We start from the raw sequence: 16,394 nt of genomic DNA, 5'->3' as shown, positions 1-16,394 counted from the left end.
GTATGTTTTGATTTTATTCTATCAGCTGTTTTTGGGGCTTTTAAGTATGTCCCAGACGCGGGTCATCGAAAAAGTCATTTATCTGGTTGGGTTTGTCTCTTTCTAAGCCTCCCAGTTGCTCTATTTTTTCAACTTTGTTTCCGGGAGTATCTTCTGTATAGATATTGTAGTAGAGAAGTCCTGTTGCTGTAATCTCATAGGTGCTGGTTTCTCCATCCGCTTGCTCTTCTTCGAGGCGTTTAGCGGCTACGCCGTTTATGGTACTGTACTCCAGTTTGAAACAGGTCATGTTGAAGTGATGAACAATATCTCCATCGTAAATGCTAATAGCGGTAATTCCTCCAAAATGCCATGGCGCTGGTGATACATAAGTCATTTTTGTACCGTCACGAAATATCATCGTACGGTTATTGGCAAACCTGTCTTTGATGTGTTTACCGTTCAGGTTTTCATGACTTGCCGGAGATAAGAGCCCTTCTGCTTCATCGCCCCAAAATTCAATATTGAAGTTTGGATAGGATTTGTCGCCCATCAAAATTGTCAATGATTCAGGTGCATTTCTGATAATACGGATTGTTGCTCCACCAGCAGATTCATAGAGATATATTTTTTCGCTCAGCTGACTTAATCCCGGGCCTGGATTAACTTGTTTGCAAGTACCAAATTGAGGAGCCTCTTCCTGATCTTCTTTTGATTTCTTGCAGGAAGTAAGTATTAGAGCAATAAATATCGCCGGTAAAAGCCATCTGTCTGATAATTTTCGAATAAACATGTATAGTGATAAATTTATGATATATGAAATGTTACCCGGAAGTATAAAGCGTATGGATTGTTAGGTATGTCCGATGCGGGGATCATCATAATAGTCGTTGATCAGGTTAGGTTGGTCCCGTTCCAGCCCTCCAAGGTTTTCCCGTTTTTCAACTTTATTGCCGGGAGTATCTTCTGTATAAATATTGTAATAGATGAGCCCTGTTTCCGTAAATTCATAGGTGCTGGTTTCTCCGTCTGGTTGTGCTTCTTCCAATAGCTTTGCGATTGTTCCATTCACGGTGCTATATTCAAGCTTAAAGCAGCTTATGTTGAAATGATGAACGATATCACCATCATAAACGCTGATAGCTGTAACTTCTCCAAAATGCCAGGGTGCAGTAGCTGTTATTGTCATTTTAGTGCCACCAGGAAAAATAAGCGTACGGTTGGTTCCTACTTTATCTTTAATATGTTTACCGTTCAGGTTTTCGTGACTGGCAGGGCTGGGGGTCTGGTGATCATCGGAGCCTCCCCAGAACTCAATAGATAAGTATGGATAATTCTTATCACTCATGTTAATCACTAAACCTCCGGGTGAGATCCTGTCAATACGAATAATTGCGCCGGTAGACGATTCATACAAATATTGGGTTGCATTCACCTGGCTCAATCCCGGCCCTAACGTTACTGACTTACAGGTACCCAGCTCCGGCACATCTTCTTTATCTTTCTTACAGGCGTTGAGTAAGAACGCTGTAACAGGAATAAGCAACAGATTCCCCGAAAAACGGGAGATACTTCGAAAAAACATAGTTTGGTTTTTAGTTTATATCGTACAACTGGTTCAATAGTCATCAAAAAATGTTTTTTTCTTAAAGAAAATGAATCTTAATAGGTCATTTAAAAAAAATAAGCATCCTTCGGGATGCTTATTGGTCTAAAAACAGGACTTGGATGTGTTATTGGGTTTTTATCATTTAATGGTGGTCTAATGAAGGAGTGATCATAATATGTGCTTTAAATGTTCCTTCATCCATCAGCCAGGGTTGACCCAGGTTATTGGGTTTGTTAGAAAGTCCCAGGTCCGCAGCTTTAGCAAAAGGAACATAAATTACATATCTTCTTTTGAAATCACTCATTTCGCCTGTTTCTTTATTTAACTTATTGAAAGAACCCCAATATCCAAAAAGTGCAGTGGGTGTTTTTGGCATGGAGAGTTTGCCTTCTGCAATTTCTTTTTCTCTGATGGCATCCCGTTCTTTACGTTTGTTCTCCGCTATTAATTCTCTGCCACGTTTCATGAAAGGTTCTAATGAATTATGATAACAATAAGCGGCAAAATAGCTGGGTGTTCTATAATCAGGTGCCAGACAGGTATAGTCGTTTGTTCCTTTGCGCAGTGTTACCAGCTCTCCTTTTGCATTATAACCGAGTACGGTTGCTGCTTCTCTGAATTCTGGCGGAGCAGCCTGTACCGCTACCTTAATCTGAACTTCTGCAGGAAGAATATTTTCTTTGCTTTGTGCAAAACTAATCATTGCTACAAACACACTGATCATTGTTAACGAAATACTTTTCATTTTTTATGGTTGATATGTTTAAAATATGGTTGATGATTTAGAATGGACGTCTGCCTGTTTCCTTAATCACATGAATCGTTTTTAATGCCTGAGTTGCCACCGCAGGGTTAGCATCGCTTGTAAGTTTTTCACATAACTGTAAAATTTCTTGCTTATGATAAGAAAAACCAAACCATGAGAGTGCCTCTAATGCTGCTACCCTAACCTGTTCAGCAGACTTTGTGTTACCGGCCAATGCCAATGCTGCTGGAACTAATTGATGATATCTATAGGCTCTTAATGTTCTTAAATCTGCAATCAGTTCTTTGTCAGTTGCTTTTTCATTTCGTAAGTTGTCTTCCATTTTTGACAACTTTTGTTTTTCGTAAGTGAGTTTTCTGGTTAGTTTTTCATGCAACTCTTTGTTGTCCGGATCATTTTTTAATAAACGGTCAGTTTCCGGTAATGAAATAGTGTTATTAAAAAACGGAATACTCCAATCCAGTTTGTAAATCACCCGCTTCATTTCCTGATTATTGATGTAATGAGTGAGTGTTTCTTTGAATAATTCATCATCGCCCTGCTCTGCAATATCATAAGCGGCTTTTCTTTGAATATATTCATAGTTGTCATTGAGTGCTACTGTAACCAGCTTCTTTAAATCGGTATTTTCGTACCGGCGAAGTAAAAAGTAAGCTTGTGTTCTAACCGACTCGTTCGTGTGCCCGGTCAGGATATTGTATAGTTGACTGGTGAATTGAGCTTCCGGTTGTGTTTTAAATAGTTCAGTAAGCGCATAAGATTGCAAATCGGCGTCACCATTTTTTAAAATCTTTTGCCACTCTTTGGCTGAAGACGTTTGACTACCCATCAAACTATTATAGTATTTCTGCTGTGGTGCCTGAAAATGATAGGTTGGATCACCCATGATATGTGTTTCCAGATAAGCGGTTTTTTTCAATAAATGACCAACACGCACACCATGTTGTAATATTCCCAATAATTGAATGCTCCATAAATCTTGTAAAACACCTACCGAGTTTGCAAATGCCGCAACGTTTTTACCGTTGGAGAATGGATAGTAACCTGCCAGATAATCATTGAGATGGAATGATCCTGTGAGGCAGGAATTCAGGTAGGCGACTCTTGCGTTGATATTCTGAAGGTCCCAGGTCTGCATATCCAGTTTGTCATTGAATATCGAGTCCTCGTCAATTTTCTCCTGAATGAAAGCATCTTCAAACCACTTATCGTTCAAACCCAATGATTTTTGAAACCCTGCTTTAACTTCTTCCAGATTTCTTCCGGCTTCTTTTGCATTTCTCATTTTTGAGCGTATGTAACGAGCAACATTTTCCATAGATGGTTGTGGTGCAGATGCATCCGGATATCCATTGAGTAGTTGTAAAGTAGCAGTTCCATGTCCGGTCATGAAAGCCAGATCCAGGTTTTCTCTTCTTAACTCAGTCAGTAAATTGTTCTTCATGAAATCGGCATTCCGGTAGTTCAGAAATTTAATGGAATGACCTTTGGTAAATAGAGCAGGAAATGTGGTACGAATTGCTGCTACTTCTCCCGCCCAGCTAATGGTTGAATTAGAGTTGTATCCGTGACCAGTAGATACAATCATATTGTTTAATGGATTGCTTTCCTTTTTTACAGCTACCACTTTTTGCAGATAATTTCTGATCTGCTCAATACTGCTTTGCTGATTTTCTGCCGGAGGTTTGATACGTGCAGAGTAGATATCCATTTCAATATACTGAGGACTCTCCGCTTTTATCTTATAATAGAACAGGTTTTTACGACTTGAATCTTCATCCTGCTTCAGAAATTCAAACTGAAGATCAAAGTCGTCATAAAACCGGTCAGATGGAACTGATGAACGATCCCATCTGATGGTTTCCACCATTTTAAAAGTAGAGGTAAGGTATTGTGCTTCTCTGATCATTGGTACCGGAATGTTACCAATGAATACAACTCCTTCCAAAGGACTTTTAGGTGCTTTATATAATTTTTTTAACACCTCTCTTATCTCTTCGGGATTTTTCCAGTTATGCGAAATAATATAAGTACCTAATCCATCTGCTTCGATACTGCTTTTATAAGCAAGTACTTCTTTTTCTACGGCTTCATAAGTTTTGTTATCAATGACGATCGCAAAACTGGAAGATGTTTTTACTGATGGGTTGATAATTGATTGTGCTTTTGCTATAGTTCCGGAGAAGATGATACTTCCGAGTAATAATAGCATTTTTGATCGAAACGCTACGCGTGCTAAACTTGTTGACATAAAACGATAACTATATTTTATTGATATTGTAAGATTTTTTTTGTTCTGAATGCCTCTTGTCTTGCTTTTTCAGAAGTTTGTTTTGAATCTATAACTTCCTGACAAACTTCGATTATCGCCTTTTTTTGTACAGATCTGTTAAACCACGACAGAGCCTCCAGCGCAGGTATGAGTTGTTCTTCATTCTTTAAGCTCGATCGAATAAATTCAATTATTACCGGTACATATTGGTGAAACCTATATGCACGCATGATGGTAATCGCGAAGCCGGCTTGTCTGTTCGTCGTTTGGGATTTGTTTAAATCGAGGTAAGCTTTGTCAAAGAAACTTTCCTTGCTCACTTTCTCTTTAAGTTCTTCAATTGCGATCCGATCGAAAATGGGTTGATGGGCGGCTGCACTGTCAATAGCAGTCAGTACAGACTCTTTGTCAAAGAAAAGCATAACCCGCTCTACATTGAAAACAGTTCTGTTGGTATGCCTGTCCTGAAAGTATAATTCTATCATTGGTTGAATAAATGAAGGGTGGCCTATTTCTCCCATTTCTGTAATGGCAATCCGGCGCAGGTATTCAAAATTATCTTGCGAAGCATCAATGACAATCTTATACCAATCGGCAGGTTGTATTTTTTTTAGCAAAAGAAAACAGGTTGTCCGTACTGTTTCCAGAGAACTGTTGTAGAAATAATTTCTGAGGAGTGCTGTTGCTTTTTCCTTCTTATCTAACTGACTGATTTTTGTTAAGGCCAGTGCCTGTATATCGGGATGTGGAGTACTTAGTTGCTTCTTCCAGTGCTGAATATTTTTATTATGTGTAATGTGATTATTCCACACAGTTACATCTTCTTTATAATTGAAGAAGAAGGTAGGATCTCCGAAAATATGCGTTTCCAGATAAGCCGTGTGTTTAAGAATATTGCCAACTCTGGTACCGAATTGCAATAAACCGATGAGCTGATTAGCCCAAAGATCTTGTAATACACCAACACTATTTGCTATTGCTGCTATGTTTTGGCCATTTCCAAATGGATAATGTGCGGCTAGGTAATCATTTAGCTGAAACGAACCGGTTAAACAGGCGTCAAGATATACGAGTCTGGCATTTATTTCGGCAGAACGCAGGTCTGCAATCGAAATAACTTTTTGAGCATGGTAAAGAGAGTCGGCAGCAATGGCAGTTGTATCAAAAATGTTACCGAACCATTTATCATTTAAGCCCAGTATTCTTTGAAATTGATTTTTTCTTTCGCTTTGCTGCGCCTCATCAGTTTCGCGTATTTTTTGCCTTACATAACGAGATACATTCTCCATAGAAGCCTGCGGATTGGAGACTTCAGGATGTCCACTTAGTATTTGTTCATCCGGTAAGCCATGCCCGTTTAAATAGGCAAAATCCAGTTCATGGTTTTTCAGCGCGCTCATTAATACCGGTTTAATATTCTCTTTATTACGAAAATTCATGAAACGGATATGGTTGGGCTGCTGATACAGATCTGCAAACTGAGTTCTGTAACCGGTTACCAGACTTCCCCAGCTGTTTAATGCATTCGAATTATATCCTTCACCTGTGAATGCCAGAACGTGACTGAGCGGATTGTTTTTTTGCCTTTCACTCACCAGCTTATTCAAGTACTTTCTGATGTAAGCAACACTTTCATCTATTGACGTTGCGGGTGCTTTTATTCTACCTGAATAAATATCCATGCTGATAGCATGATCACTTTCGGGAAGTAGTTTATAGTAATAAAGAAGTTTGTTTTCTTCGTCTTTTTTGATGAACTCAAATTTCAAATCGAAGTCATCGTAAAACCTGTCAGATGGTACAGATGACTCTATCCAGTCCATCTGTTGTGGCATTTTAAAAGTAGAAGTCAGATGTTGCGCATCTCTGATCATCGGTACAGGAATATTACCGATAAAAACAGCTCCTTCAAGAAAACTATCAGTGTACAACTTATGTAAATATTGTCGTATGTTTTCAGGCTGCGGATCTTGTTCTATAACCAGATGAACATTCAGCCCTTCTTCCAGGAGTATTGACCGATAGGCGCTGATTTCTTTAGACAACTGCTGATAGTGCTCATTGTCAATTACAATTGCAAAAGACGACTTTACTGATTGAGCGTAAGCATTGGAATATAAAAAAATAGCCAATAATATATAAATCTTCTGTATCATTATTAATTAAATACTCCGATTGAGATTGAATAAAATTGATTAGCTAAACCTGCTTTGTAATAAGTATTATCCCTTGTGTTTGAGAAGTGCGTATAAGACCCTTTTACATAAAGTTGTGATAATACCTTAGGAACTGAAAAACTATATTGTACATCGAGCCTGTTGGATAATTGATCTATACTGTTAAAATAGAAGTTTGGATAAGTGATCTGATAGGCGGCAAAGTTGTTTGAAAAAGATTTATGAATATATCTCAGTTGACTGCTTAATGCGGTCTGATAACTGCCATTATATTTTATCAACAGTTGACTTTTAGGAAAATGAATCCATTTACCAGACTCAAGCGAAACTTGTAAAGTAGTGAGTTGTTCCAGCCCGTTGGTGCTCGGATATAATTCTTCCGAACTTCTCAGATTCGTTCCCGCTCCCAAAATCCAGTTGACTCGTTTTTCTTTTCCGGTCAACAAAAGCTGATACCGGATATTTGTTTCGGTACGTATTTTTGAATTCATTTCAGACTGATGAATGACGATATAAGATTGAGTAGTGGTGTTATAAACCTGAACATATTCTGTATTGGAGATGTTTCTGTTAAGCAGATATACAGATAACTGGTGTTCTTTCGATGTGGAAACGGAGCTATAAACCAATTGCGCCTCTATATCATTGTATTGATGTTTTCCGCCATTAAAAGGAGTAGAAGTTCCATCGGTAACATTTTCAGTATTCTGCTTGAAAGAAATGATAGAGCGTAGCCTTTTGTTTTGATTAAAATCATATCCTACACTAATTCCTCCGCCATAGATATTGCCTTCATAAGCTCTGGACAAGGATCCCAGAATAATTGGTCCGTTGTACAAATACTCACCCATACCACTCAGTTTGAATATCTCTTTATTTCTTAAGTGATTTTCCAGAGAAATGGAAAGATCTTCTCTCTTTCTGTTGTAGTATCCGTTTATACCAAGTTTCCAATGATTGTGCAGGTCAAACATCAGAGAAGGAGTGAGTTCAATGTTGATTGTCTTGTCTAGCGGGCGCGGATCTTTTTGTCTTGCTCCGTTTAATACTTCATAAGTGAGTCCTATTCCGGCACGCGTATAGCGGTTGATTTTTGGCGATACGATTTTTGCCTGTAGCAAATAGTGTTGTTTCCTCCAGTCTCCATAGGAAGAATCTGCAACCTGGTAAGGATTGTCACTATAGGGATTATTCATTGAAGTCATGCGCGTTTGAAAATCTTCAAATTTTGAAAAATGAAAATTTCCATAAATCACCCAATTATTGAAAGAAAGAAATTTTTCAGATTGTACTTTAAAGCCTTGTGATTTTTCAGGCATATAGGCATCTCTGAATTTATTGTTTCCGGAGAAATATTGCAAAGAAGCATTACCGATGTTTATACTATCGTTATCTGCCAAAAAAACGGGGTTGTCAAAAAGCACAGTGTTTTGCCGCCACTGTGCTTTTTGCCATTCCGCTGCCGGCTGGGCGAAAGCACCAGCCGGCAAAAGAAGAACAACCAGATAAAAAAGAGTCTTCATTTTATATCCTTGAGTTATTACCAACCTTTAGGAGTTGGTGTGTTAGCTACTTCAAAGTCGTTCGAAGAGTTATTGGTATCCTGTAATATTTTACGACCGTTGATTTCCTGTTTTACTTTTCTGCGCAGAGAAGTTCCGGTATACGTAGAACCTACAGTGTTCATACCTGCATCAATGCCAATCGGAAGTCTTTTTTGCTCTGTACGGATATTGCTGTTCGCCACTGCATCTACTCCATCAATAATAGAAGCTTTTGGCACCTGTGCATAGAGTGAGCTTGAAGTGGTATTTGGTTCTGTGAATTTTGGTAAAGATGCAGCATCGCTATGTTCGAAGATGACTAATCCGCTACCGAAAACACCTGGCAGGTAATCGAATAAGGTAGTTGAATAAGAATGTAAAATGTCAACATTCGGAACATCAGGATTGTCAGTGTCTGGAGTGTTCGGATTTACATAAAAGAATACTTCAAAATCTGCAATACCCTGACCCAGGTTTACAGGAGAGTTCGCATTGCCATTCGGATCATCTTTATGATTGATCGCATCTGTTGCAATCACGATTGATTTACCCGGAGCTACAGGGTGTTCTTTACCGCTACCCGGAATTCTCAGGATTGTTGCGAGATAAACGTCATCACGGCCCTCCGCAATAAAACCATATACTGCTGTAGTAGAAGAAGAGGATGCTTTTGTATTACCAATCAATAATCCGTCTGCATATAATGTATCGGTAGAGTTATTATATATCTCTATGAATGCATCATAAAAATAGAAGGAGTTTGGTGCTCCTGAATAGTAAAACTCTTTAATTACCCATCCGCCGATTGCACTGCCGGTCAGCGTAATGGTTTTACTGCCTTCGGCAATAATTTGTACCTGCGGTTCTGTAGCATTCAGGAATACTTCCTGCGCAACACCTGTAAGTGCCTCTGCCGCTGTTGTTGATAATTCTTTAGAAACCGTAATCGAATAATTACCGGGTGTCAGACCTTCAAAATTGGCAGTTCCTGCTGCATTTGTTACTAATGCAGTTTGCTGATTGGTCGTTAAGTTTTTTAATACCACCGTTACTTCCGCAGCCGCTACGGCATTATATGTTGCAGGATAGTTTACTGTTACGGCATAATTTACACCATTGTCTACATCATTGTTCTTTTGACAAGATGTAACTGCGATGGTTCCGCATAAAAACAATAGAAAAGCACTAATTCTCATTTTTTTCATTTTAAATAGTTACAGCTTTATAGAAATTTCAGATCCAAAGAATATTGGTATGTTTCTTTTAGTATATATAGTAGGATATCTCGTACTGGTTTGTAATGGCCTGTTGTTGATTACATTGTTGGCGAAAAATGAAAAGTTCAATCCGTTCTTAAATTCTTTAGTCAGTTTCAGATTGAATAACCAAAGCGGCTTCCAGCTTTCTTTAAGAAAAATGGCGTCGTTAATATTTAAATAAATGTCAGCATCCCTTACCGGGTCGATTTCGGCAATTTCTTTAGGTGTCAGATAATTGAGTACCGGATTGTTTCCTTCTTTATCAAAAGGTATGTAGCCGATCGGATAAGCATTATAGCCCACATATTCATGCGCATCTTTCCAGATTGTTTGTGCTACCAGTGTCACCACAAACCCTAATTGCGGAATATTATGTATTGCTCTGACGGTGGTAATAAACCGGTCACTGACAGCGCCGCGGCCTGCTGCAAATACACCGATTCTGGTAGTAGCCCTGTCTGCCAGGTTTTGTTGAAAAATGTAATGGTTGTTAGAAGTTGATTTTGTCAACGTATAAGCTCCGCTAATGTTAAAGGAAGTATTGATTGAATTAAACCGGCCCAAATCCAGGTCAAATTCTACTCCTTTGTTGATTCGGTTGATATTGTTTGTCGGAATAAAATAGGATACAAACCGGGTATTCGTTTCCACCACATTACTGAGAGCCGGTTTTTGGTCAACCGGTCTTTCTGCAACTGTGTAAACAGGATAACGTGAAAACTGAACAGACTCCAGCGTAGTAGACATGCTGTAGCCATTATTAGTATGTTCTTTATAGGTGGTTAATGATAATCGGGCCGTCGGATTAATCATTTTTAATTCAATGTCTACCCCTGCTTCCAACTTGGTGTTTTTAGTTAATTGCAGTTGACGGTTTTGTGAGTTATATACCCGCGTGGCGATCAGCGCTAAACGCTCGTTCGGGTTAGTGGTGTAATGATTCAGGCTATAAAAATCATAATAGGCATTCTCCGGATATAAATAAAGTAAAGTAGGTGCTTTAGACGTAATACCATAGGCGGCACGAAAAGTAATACCTTGTGGTAGCGTATAAGTAGAAGTTATCCTGGGCGACAATGCCGAGAGATGATACGCTGATTCAAAAGGCTGAACAATATCATAACGAAGCCCGGCAGTGAGTTGCCATCTGGCATCTCCGATATTTTTAGTTATTTTATCCTGCAGGTAAATAGCTGCCTGATGTAAAGCCGGTATCTGATTATAAGCTCTTTCACGGAATGCTGCTCCCGAAGTATTGCGCGGAGGACGCGAGAAGGTTTTTCCCGAACCATAGTTGGCGTCCATCTTATATTCTACACCAGTCAGCACCGAATGATTAAAGCTGCCGGTAAGAAAATAGAAACTGTTCGAAATCCTGCCGTTTAAGTTAAGCGGTTTACCATTCACCCACATTCTGCTCAGATAAGTAGAGCGCAGATAAGGAACTTCCAGCACCGTATTATAAGTAGCATAAGATTCTGCGGTGATATCTGCTGTGTATTGCTGCTGCTGATAACCTTGCTGGTCAATATAATTTGCACTTAAAACATAGTCTAACTTTCTGGAAAATTTTTTATTGAAATTAATTGAACCGTTGGTAGATAATCTTATAGACAAATCGCGCGCGAAGTTAGAAGCAGAATCTACAATGTAATCAGGATCCATTTCATACTTATCACGGGAATATCCTAAAGCCAGCGTGGTATTGGTAAACCAGATTTTTCTCGCTCCGATCGTACGGCTGTATTGTGCCGATCCGGTAAGTCTTTTATAATTTCTGTATTTATTGGTTTCACTATCTAAACTCTCGGTATAATCAAGATCAACAAATAAAGCGCCTTTATTTTGCTTCAGTTCTATTCCCTTACCGGCCCAGAATTGTGTAAGGGCGGGATTGAACCTCGCTTTCACTTGAAATGGTTCCTTGCGCGCTTTGGTTTTAACAATCACTGCCCCTGACAAGAGGTCTCCATATTCAACAGACGGAATACCTCTGATCACTTCAACGGATTCAATATTATCGGCAGTAATTGTTCTCAGGTCAATACCCGATCCGCTGGAGGTGGAAAATGACGCACTGCCCCCTGACGTTGCCGTGTTAATTGCCTGCAGGTTAGCATTGTTTGAAAGAGCAGCTCCGTTGATTACAATAGCGGTACCCAACGAACCGAGATTGTCACTATCATACTGACGGATAGAAGCTCTGGTAACATTTGAAAAACTCGGATTACTTACCACCGCTCCCGGAACAAGCTGCAATACTTCCTGTAAGCTGGTGGCCTGCAGGTGCTCGATTGCTTTGCGGTTGATTTTTGTAGAAGTAACGCCGTCTTTGTTGTTTTCAACACCAATAACAACAACTTCCTGTAGCGAAACAGAATTACGTTTTAAGTAAATATTTATCGGCGTTGAGGATGTGTTCACGATTATTTCAGAAGCAAGATATTGTCCGTGTTCAACAGATATGGTTATGCGAATATTCGGAACTGCTGTGAACATAAAGCGACCCTGTTCATCGGAGAGTGTTTCCAGCCCCAGCTCTTTAATGGTGATTTTTGCACCGGCAAGTAATGAAGAATCGTTTGCGTCAAGTACTTTTCCTGTTAGTACAATCTGTTCCGCAACAGTTGTACCTGCAGGCATTGCATGTAAGTAAAGGCCGCTTTGCACAAGAGTTGTACAAAGAAGAATAGCAAAAAACTTAGTAATCATTTCATTTATTTCTGGTTACCAAAATGGCAGGCGACTTGGTTTGCACTATGTATAAATACACAGAACAGCAATAAGAATTGGATTAACTAAAAACTCATATGGATGAAGGGAGGTTATTCAACAGCAAAACTATTTTAGAGATCAGTGTTTGACTTACGATATGAGGAAGTAAGTTGTCGAATGAAGAAATAATAAGGAGATCGGTCATTAATTTTTTTACTGCATGTTATTAAATTACAATAACGTGACTGTTGTTCATGCAGATTATACTATAAAATCATCTTTAAAATTAAAAAAGCCTTCTTTGAATTAGAAGCATAGAATGTATACGTATGATAAGCTACCCGAAATATAATTTACTTTATTATTCTGAAGTGTTGAAGTAATTAAATTAAACAAATTAATGCCTGATCGGTAAATGTTAGCAGGAACAATATATTATTAAATAATAAGGTAAAAAGAACTTTAAGTTTGCTTTTAGTGTTTTATGCCTCATTTTTTGTTATAAATTTACCCGAAAAGTACTTATTTTATCATTGAAGTAAGCTATAGTGCTCTACTTCCGAAACTCCCTGTCAGCTAATACCACATTTAATCACCTGCCCTAAAGGAAACAATATTGTTCGGTGACGATCCGAAAATATGTAATCAGAATAAGCCTATCGTATATCCCTTCTGTACTTTATCGAAAACCTTCTACTTTAAATAATCAAAACATTAAACCCGCTGTTTATGAGGAAAGCCAAAGTCGCTACCAGATGGTTGATTTTTTTAGTGTGCACCTTCCTTTTCGTTCCTTTCAGTTGTAAAAAGTTTGATCAGATTTCAGTTGATAAAGTTTTATCCCGCAATTTAACGGTGGAGGAAGCCATGGCACATTATAAGAAAATTGCTGCCGTTAAAAAAAGTAATCGCCAGGATAAGCATGTATTGAGAAGGGCAGATTCGGGGGTTGCTACAATTGAGATTGACCCCAGCCCTATGTGGGATGTTTTTCAATACAGGATGATTGAATCCGGCAGTCAGGCAGTGCTCACGCCACTTTATCAACCGGATACCTATATAAAAGTGGATAGTAATAAAATGGTGGGTTATGGTTTTCTGAATTATCTGATGATGTATAAAGATAGCCTGGATAATGTAATCACGGAAAGAGTACTGCTAATACCTTCTTTGAAATGGCTGCAATCACAAACTGCCAGAAAGTATGATGGTGATATTATTGTAAAAAGTTTTGAGGGCCAGGTAAAACGCGTACTTCGTTTTGAAGATGGAGTGATCGTAAACAATAATCAACGCCGCGCTCCTTCAACCGGAAGTATGCTGCGGACCGGCGACGAACCGGAAGACACTCCAACTCCCGGAGGTGGAGGCGGTGATGATGATGTATGTTTGGTGGTAACTACTTATGTATTTCAATATGTGGCAGGATTGAAGTGTGGTTGTATGGGGCACGCGTACGGCGATCCTGTATGTACGTGTACGAGCCAGCCACCTACTCCGGGTTACACAGCTACTTTGGCGTATGAAACGGAGATTAGCTGTCCGATAGACGATGACCCTCCGGTAAATCCACCGGGAGGAGGAAGTGGCGGTACACCTGGTGATCAGCCGGGAGGTAATGGTCATGGTGGTGGTGGAACTTCAGGAGATGATTATCCTCCGCTCAATTGTAATCCCGATCCAAACTATACGGTGCCTACAGAACCGCCTCCACCCGGAACCGACTATATACTTCCCTGTTCCGAAGTAGAAGTGCCGGTAGAAGATCCCGATGATCCGCCACCACCGGTAGGAGGTGGTGAGGCTGAGGAAGAGGGAACTGTTCCTTGTGCTGATGCAGCAGAAGCTTATGGCAAAGTGATGCAGATAATGTCGCAAACTGCTGTTGGGGGAATGATTGCTGCTATGACACATACCCTCCCTACCGATAATGTTGAAAAGTCATTTTCATTCGGAAAAGATGCATCCGGACAGTATGCCACTACTCCTTTAAGAGTTGGTGCTGCAACCGGTACTTCGGTGAGTATACAGGTTCTGGATCAGAATATGACTGTCATGGGCGGCTTCCATACACACCCGTCTTTAATATATGATGTATTTTCTGCCGGTGATGTTTATACGATTGCAGAGGCCAATGCGCTCAATGAAAACTTTCAGCACTTTTTTGTGATCGGCGCCGGCGGCAGTACCTATGCATTGTCTATTATTGATCCGATTGCCTTGTCGCTGTTTTTGCGGGATTTCCCTAAAAGTAGTTTTTTTGATCCTGTAACGAATGACTGGAATGCTAACAGCATCATCGGTGTGGATGCTCAACTGGCATTTAACGACCTTGTTAACCTGGGGCGCTCTCCCGATGAAGCGATGGAAATGACACTGGCTTTTATTTTAAAAGAGTTTGATACCGGGCTCACTTTGTCTAAACAAAATGCCAACGGTATTTTTGAAGGAGTGTATGTCAATAACGTATCAAATACGGCGTCTTCACCTATTCAGTTAGTTAAAACAAGAATCTGTAACTTGTAAGCATCATCAGGAAAATAAACATTTTAATGCTGCATTCTGCCAGAATACTCTTCCATAGAGCAGGATGTAAAAAATAAAAAAATACTCATGAAAAAAGTAATATTTCTGATAGTTGTCTGCTTTTTTGCTTTTCAGGTTTCTGCTCAGGTGACTGATACATTAAGTTACCTGCAAACAGAAGTGGTAGCGAAAAAGAACTTATATATCGGGCAACCTTTGTCAAAGCTTTTATCAGATCTTCAGATACAGCCGAAATCTATTTTTGGAGGCATAGCGCATAATAATAAAACGATTGAGCCATATACAAAGTTTTATTATGGCGATCACGGAGCGGCTTCTTCGAATGCTTATTACATAACGATCAGCTGGGAGTCTACCTTACAAAAATCAGAGACTATGTCATTGCAGATGAATAACAACGGCCTACTCAATACTACCGTAAAAAATTATTATGCTAACAAAATCATTAAAGATATTACGGTCAGCAGAAATCCTGATTTCACTAACCGGCATCGCCGGGCGAATGATTAGTAGAGTATTCTGTTTCTTAAATAGAGAAGAAAACGAAGTTGTGAATTTTGGTAACGATTCATAATGTATGATTCGTGATTTGTGAATCTCATCAGGGTGATTCCCAATATCAAACATGCTTCTTTGGTATTGATAAATTATATGTTTTGTCCGGTTTTTTGTCAAAAAACCGGACATTTTAATTAAAATATTGATGGATTAGCGAAGGCTAAAAGTGCTGTTTAAAGTCGGTTTTCGCTCCTTTGGGTAGTGTATTTGTTCATCAGATTATTGAAGACGTACAGCCTGTTTCCGGTTTGACGGAGTGGTAAATTTAAATCAAGGAGGTTTAAAATAGGTTGAATAGTGGTACTAATAGTACATCTATGTGTTTCAGAATAAACCTGTTTTCCTTCATTAGATAGTTAAACTAATTGGTTAATTATTTACCTGCTATTTAATCTTATAGGTTTAAAATGTAAGATTATTCTCTGAAAATGAAATGGCAGGCATTCCCGTCTGATCGAGATACTATTGGTGAAAAAATTTTAAAAAGCCTGTTTTTACCTGGGGTAGTCAGCGGCTAATGCAAAGCTGTAACTACAGATCTTTATATCTTACTGCATGACGGCAGACCGATTGTGGAATGATAGAGCCGTTGATTTTGTTTTCCAGATCATAGAATCGAAAATTTGTGAGCCATTCTTATAACTTATAGCGAGTATGGATATTTCCGGGTAGGCTGTTACTGACAAAAATAGGGCAGCTATTCAGTTTTTTCTATCAATAACACAAAACAAAACCGGGTTTCAAGCAATTGAAACCCGGTCTTTGCTCCTCCAAGTAGAGTATTTGCTAACCAAATTATACAGGATTTACAGGATATTTTAGCCCTGCCGGAATGGCAATTTTAGTGTAAACGATATTCATTTGCTGGTTTAAAATTAGTTTGATAACAGTGTATAAGTACCTGTATATGTCAAAAAATAAACCTGTTTTACTATAAATGACTCTGTAATTAAACCAATTGGTTTAAT

10 protein-coding genes are annotated in these 16,394 nt (G+C 39.0%); 2 read left to right on the top strand and 8 right to left on the bottom strand.

Annotated features, from left to right (window positions below; translation table 11 throughout):
- Window positions 1-40: 40 nt before the first annotated feature.
- The 8 genes from D9O48_RS06650 to D9O48_RS06615 form a co-directional block, all read right to left on the bottom strand.
- On the bottom strand, window positions 41-772 hold the full coding sequence (locus tag D9O48_RS06650) for a hypothetical protein (protein WP_126971919.1): 732 nt from the start codon (window positions 770-772) through the stop codon (window positions 41-43).
- A gap of 60 nt (window positions 773-832) precedes the next feature.
- Complete coding sequence (locus tag D9O48_RS06645; RefSeq protein ID WP_126971917.1) at window positions 833-1,564, bottom strand: hypothetical protein; 732 nt, start codon at window positions 1,562-1,564, stop codon at window positions 833-835.
- A 166-nt stretch (window positions 1,565-1,730) separates the two neighbouring features.
- Complete coding sequence (locus tag D9O48_RS06640) at window positions 1,731-2,333, bottom strand: hypothetical protein (protein ID WP_199750523.1); 603 nt, start codon at window positions 2,331-2,333, stop codon at window positions 1,731-1,733.
- Window positions 2,334-2,370: 37 nt separating this feature from the next.
- Window positions 2,371-4,605, bottom strand: coding sequence for a hypothetical protein (locus D9O48_RS06635; RefSeq protein ID WP_126971915.1), 2,235 nt, complete (start codon window positions 4,603-4,605; stop codon window positions 2,371-2,373).
- Between the two features lie 17 nt (window positions 4,606-4,622).
- On the bottom strand, window positions 4,623-6,782 hold the full coding sequence (locus D9O48_RS06630; RefSeq protein ID WP_126971913.1) for a HEAT repeat domain-containing protein: 2,160 nt from the start codon (window positions 6,780-6,782) through the stop codon (window positions 4,623-4,625).
- Window positions 6,783-6,784: 2 nt separating this feature from the next.
- A complete protein-coding gene (locus D9O48_RS06625; RefSeq protein WP_126971911.1) occupies window positions 6,785-8,326 on the bottom strand; it encodes a DUF6850 family outer membrane beta-barrel protein in 1,542 nt (513 codons plus the stop codon).
- Between the two features lie 17 nt (window positions 8,327-8,343).
- A complete protein-coding gene (locus D9O48_RS06620) occupies window positions 8,344-9,543 on the bottom strand; it encodes a DUF4876 domain-containing protein (protein WP_158624837.1) in 1,200 nt (399 codons plus the stop codon).
- Between the two features lie 18 nt (window positions 9,544-9,561).
- Entirely contained in the window at window positions 9,562-12,318 is a 2,757-nt protein-coding gene (locus tag D9O48_RS06615) for a TonB-dependent receptor (protein WP_126971907.1), read from the bottom strand.
- A gap of 732 nt (window positions 12,319-13,050) precedes the next feature.
- On the opposite strand from D9O48_RS06615, the gene D9O48_RS06610 reads away from it, so the two are divergent.
- Together D9O48_RS06610 and D9O48_RS06605 are read left to right on the top strand one after the other, a co-directional pair.
- Window positions 13,051-14,847: a hypothetical protein gene (locus D9O48_RS06610; protein WP_126971905.1), complete on the top strand. Its 1,797-nt coding sequence runs from the start codon at window positions 13,051-13,053 to the stop codon at window positions 14,845-14,847.
- A gap of 87 nt (window positions 14,848-14,934) precedes the next feature.
- Window positions 14,935-15,378 carry a hypothetical protein gene (locus D9O48_RS06605; protein ID WP_126971903.1) on the top strand — a complete coding sequence of 148 codons (444 nt, stop codon included), beginning with the start codon at window positions 14,935-14,937 and terminating at the stop codon, window positions 15,376-15,378.
- Window positions 15,379-16,394: the final 1,016 nt, after the last annotated feature.

Source organism: Gynurincola endophyticus (assembly GCF_003991195.1).
Lineage (GTDB): Bacteria > Bacteroidota > Bacteroidia > Chitinophagales > Chitinophagaceae > Gynurincola > Gynurincola endophyticus.
The sequence above is the reverse complement of the archived record's forward strand: the minus strand, read 5'-3'. Positions and strand labels throughout refer to the sequence as shown.

Coding starts and splice junctions, on each gene's coding strand:
- D9O48_RS06650 (WP_126971919.1), bottom strand. CDS start 772: ATGTTTATTCGAAAATTATCAGACAGATGGCTTTTACCGGCGATATTT.
- D9O48_RS06645 (WP_126971917.1), bottom strand. CDS start 1,564: ATGTTTTTTCGAAGTATCTCCCGTTTTTCGGGGAATCTGTTGCTTATT.
- D9O48_RS06640 (WP_199750523.1), bottom strand. CDS start 2,333: ATGAAAAGTATTTCGTTAACAATGATCAGTGTGTTTGTAGCAATGATT.
- D9O48_RS06635 (WP_126971915.1), bottom strand. CDS start 4,605: ATGTCAACAAGTTTAGCACGCGTAGCGTTTCGATCAAAAATGCTATTA.
- D9O48_RS06630 (WP_126971913.1), bottom strand. CDS start 6,782: ATGATACAGAAGATTTATATATTATTGGCTATTTTTTTATATTCCAAT.
- D9O48_RS06625 (WP_126971911.1), bottom strand. CDS start 8,326: ATGAAGACTCTTTTTTATCTGGTTGTTCTTCTTTTGCCGGCTGGTGCT.
- D9O48_RS06620 (WP_158624837.1), bottom strand. CDS start 9,543: ATGAGAATTAGTGCTTTTCTATTGTTTTTATGCGGAACCATCGCAGTT.
- D9O48_RS06615 (WP_126971907.1), bottom strand. CDS start 12,318: ATGATTACTAAGTTTTTTGCTATTCTTCTTTGTACAACTCTTGTGCAA.
- D9O48_RS06610 (WP_126971905.1), top strand. CDS start 13,051: ATGAGGAAAGCCAAAGTCGCTACCAGATGGTTGATTTTTTTAGTGTGC.
- D9O48_RS06605 (WP_126971903.1), top strand. CDS start 14,935: ATGAAAAAAGTAATATTTCTGATAGTTGTCTGCTTTTTTGCTTTTCAG.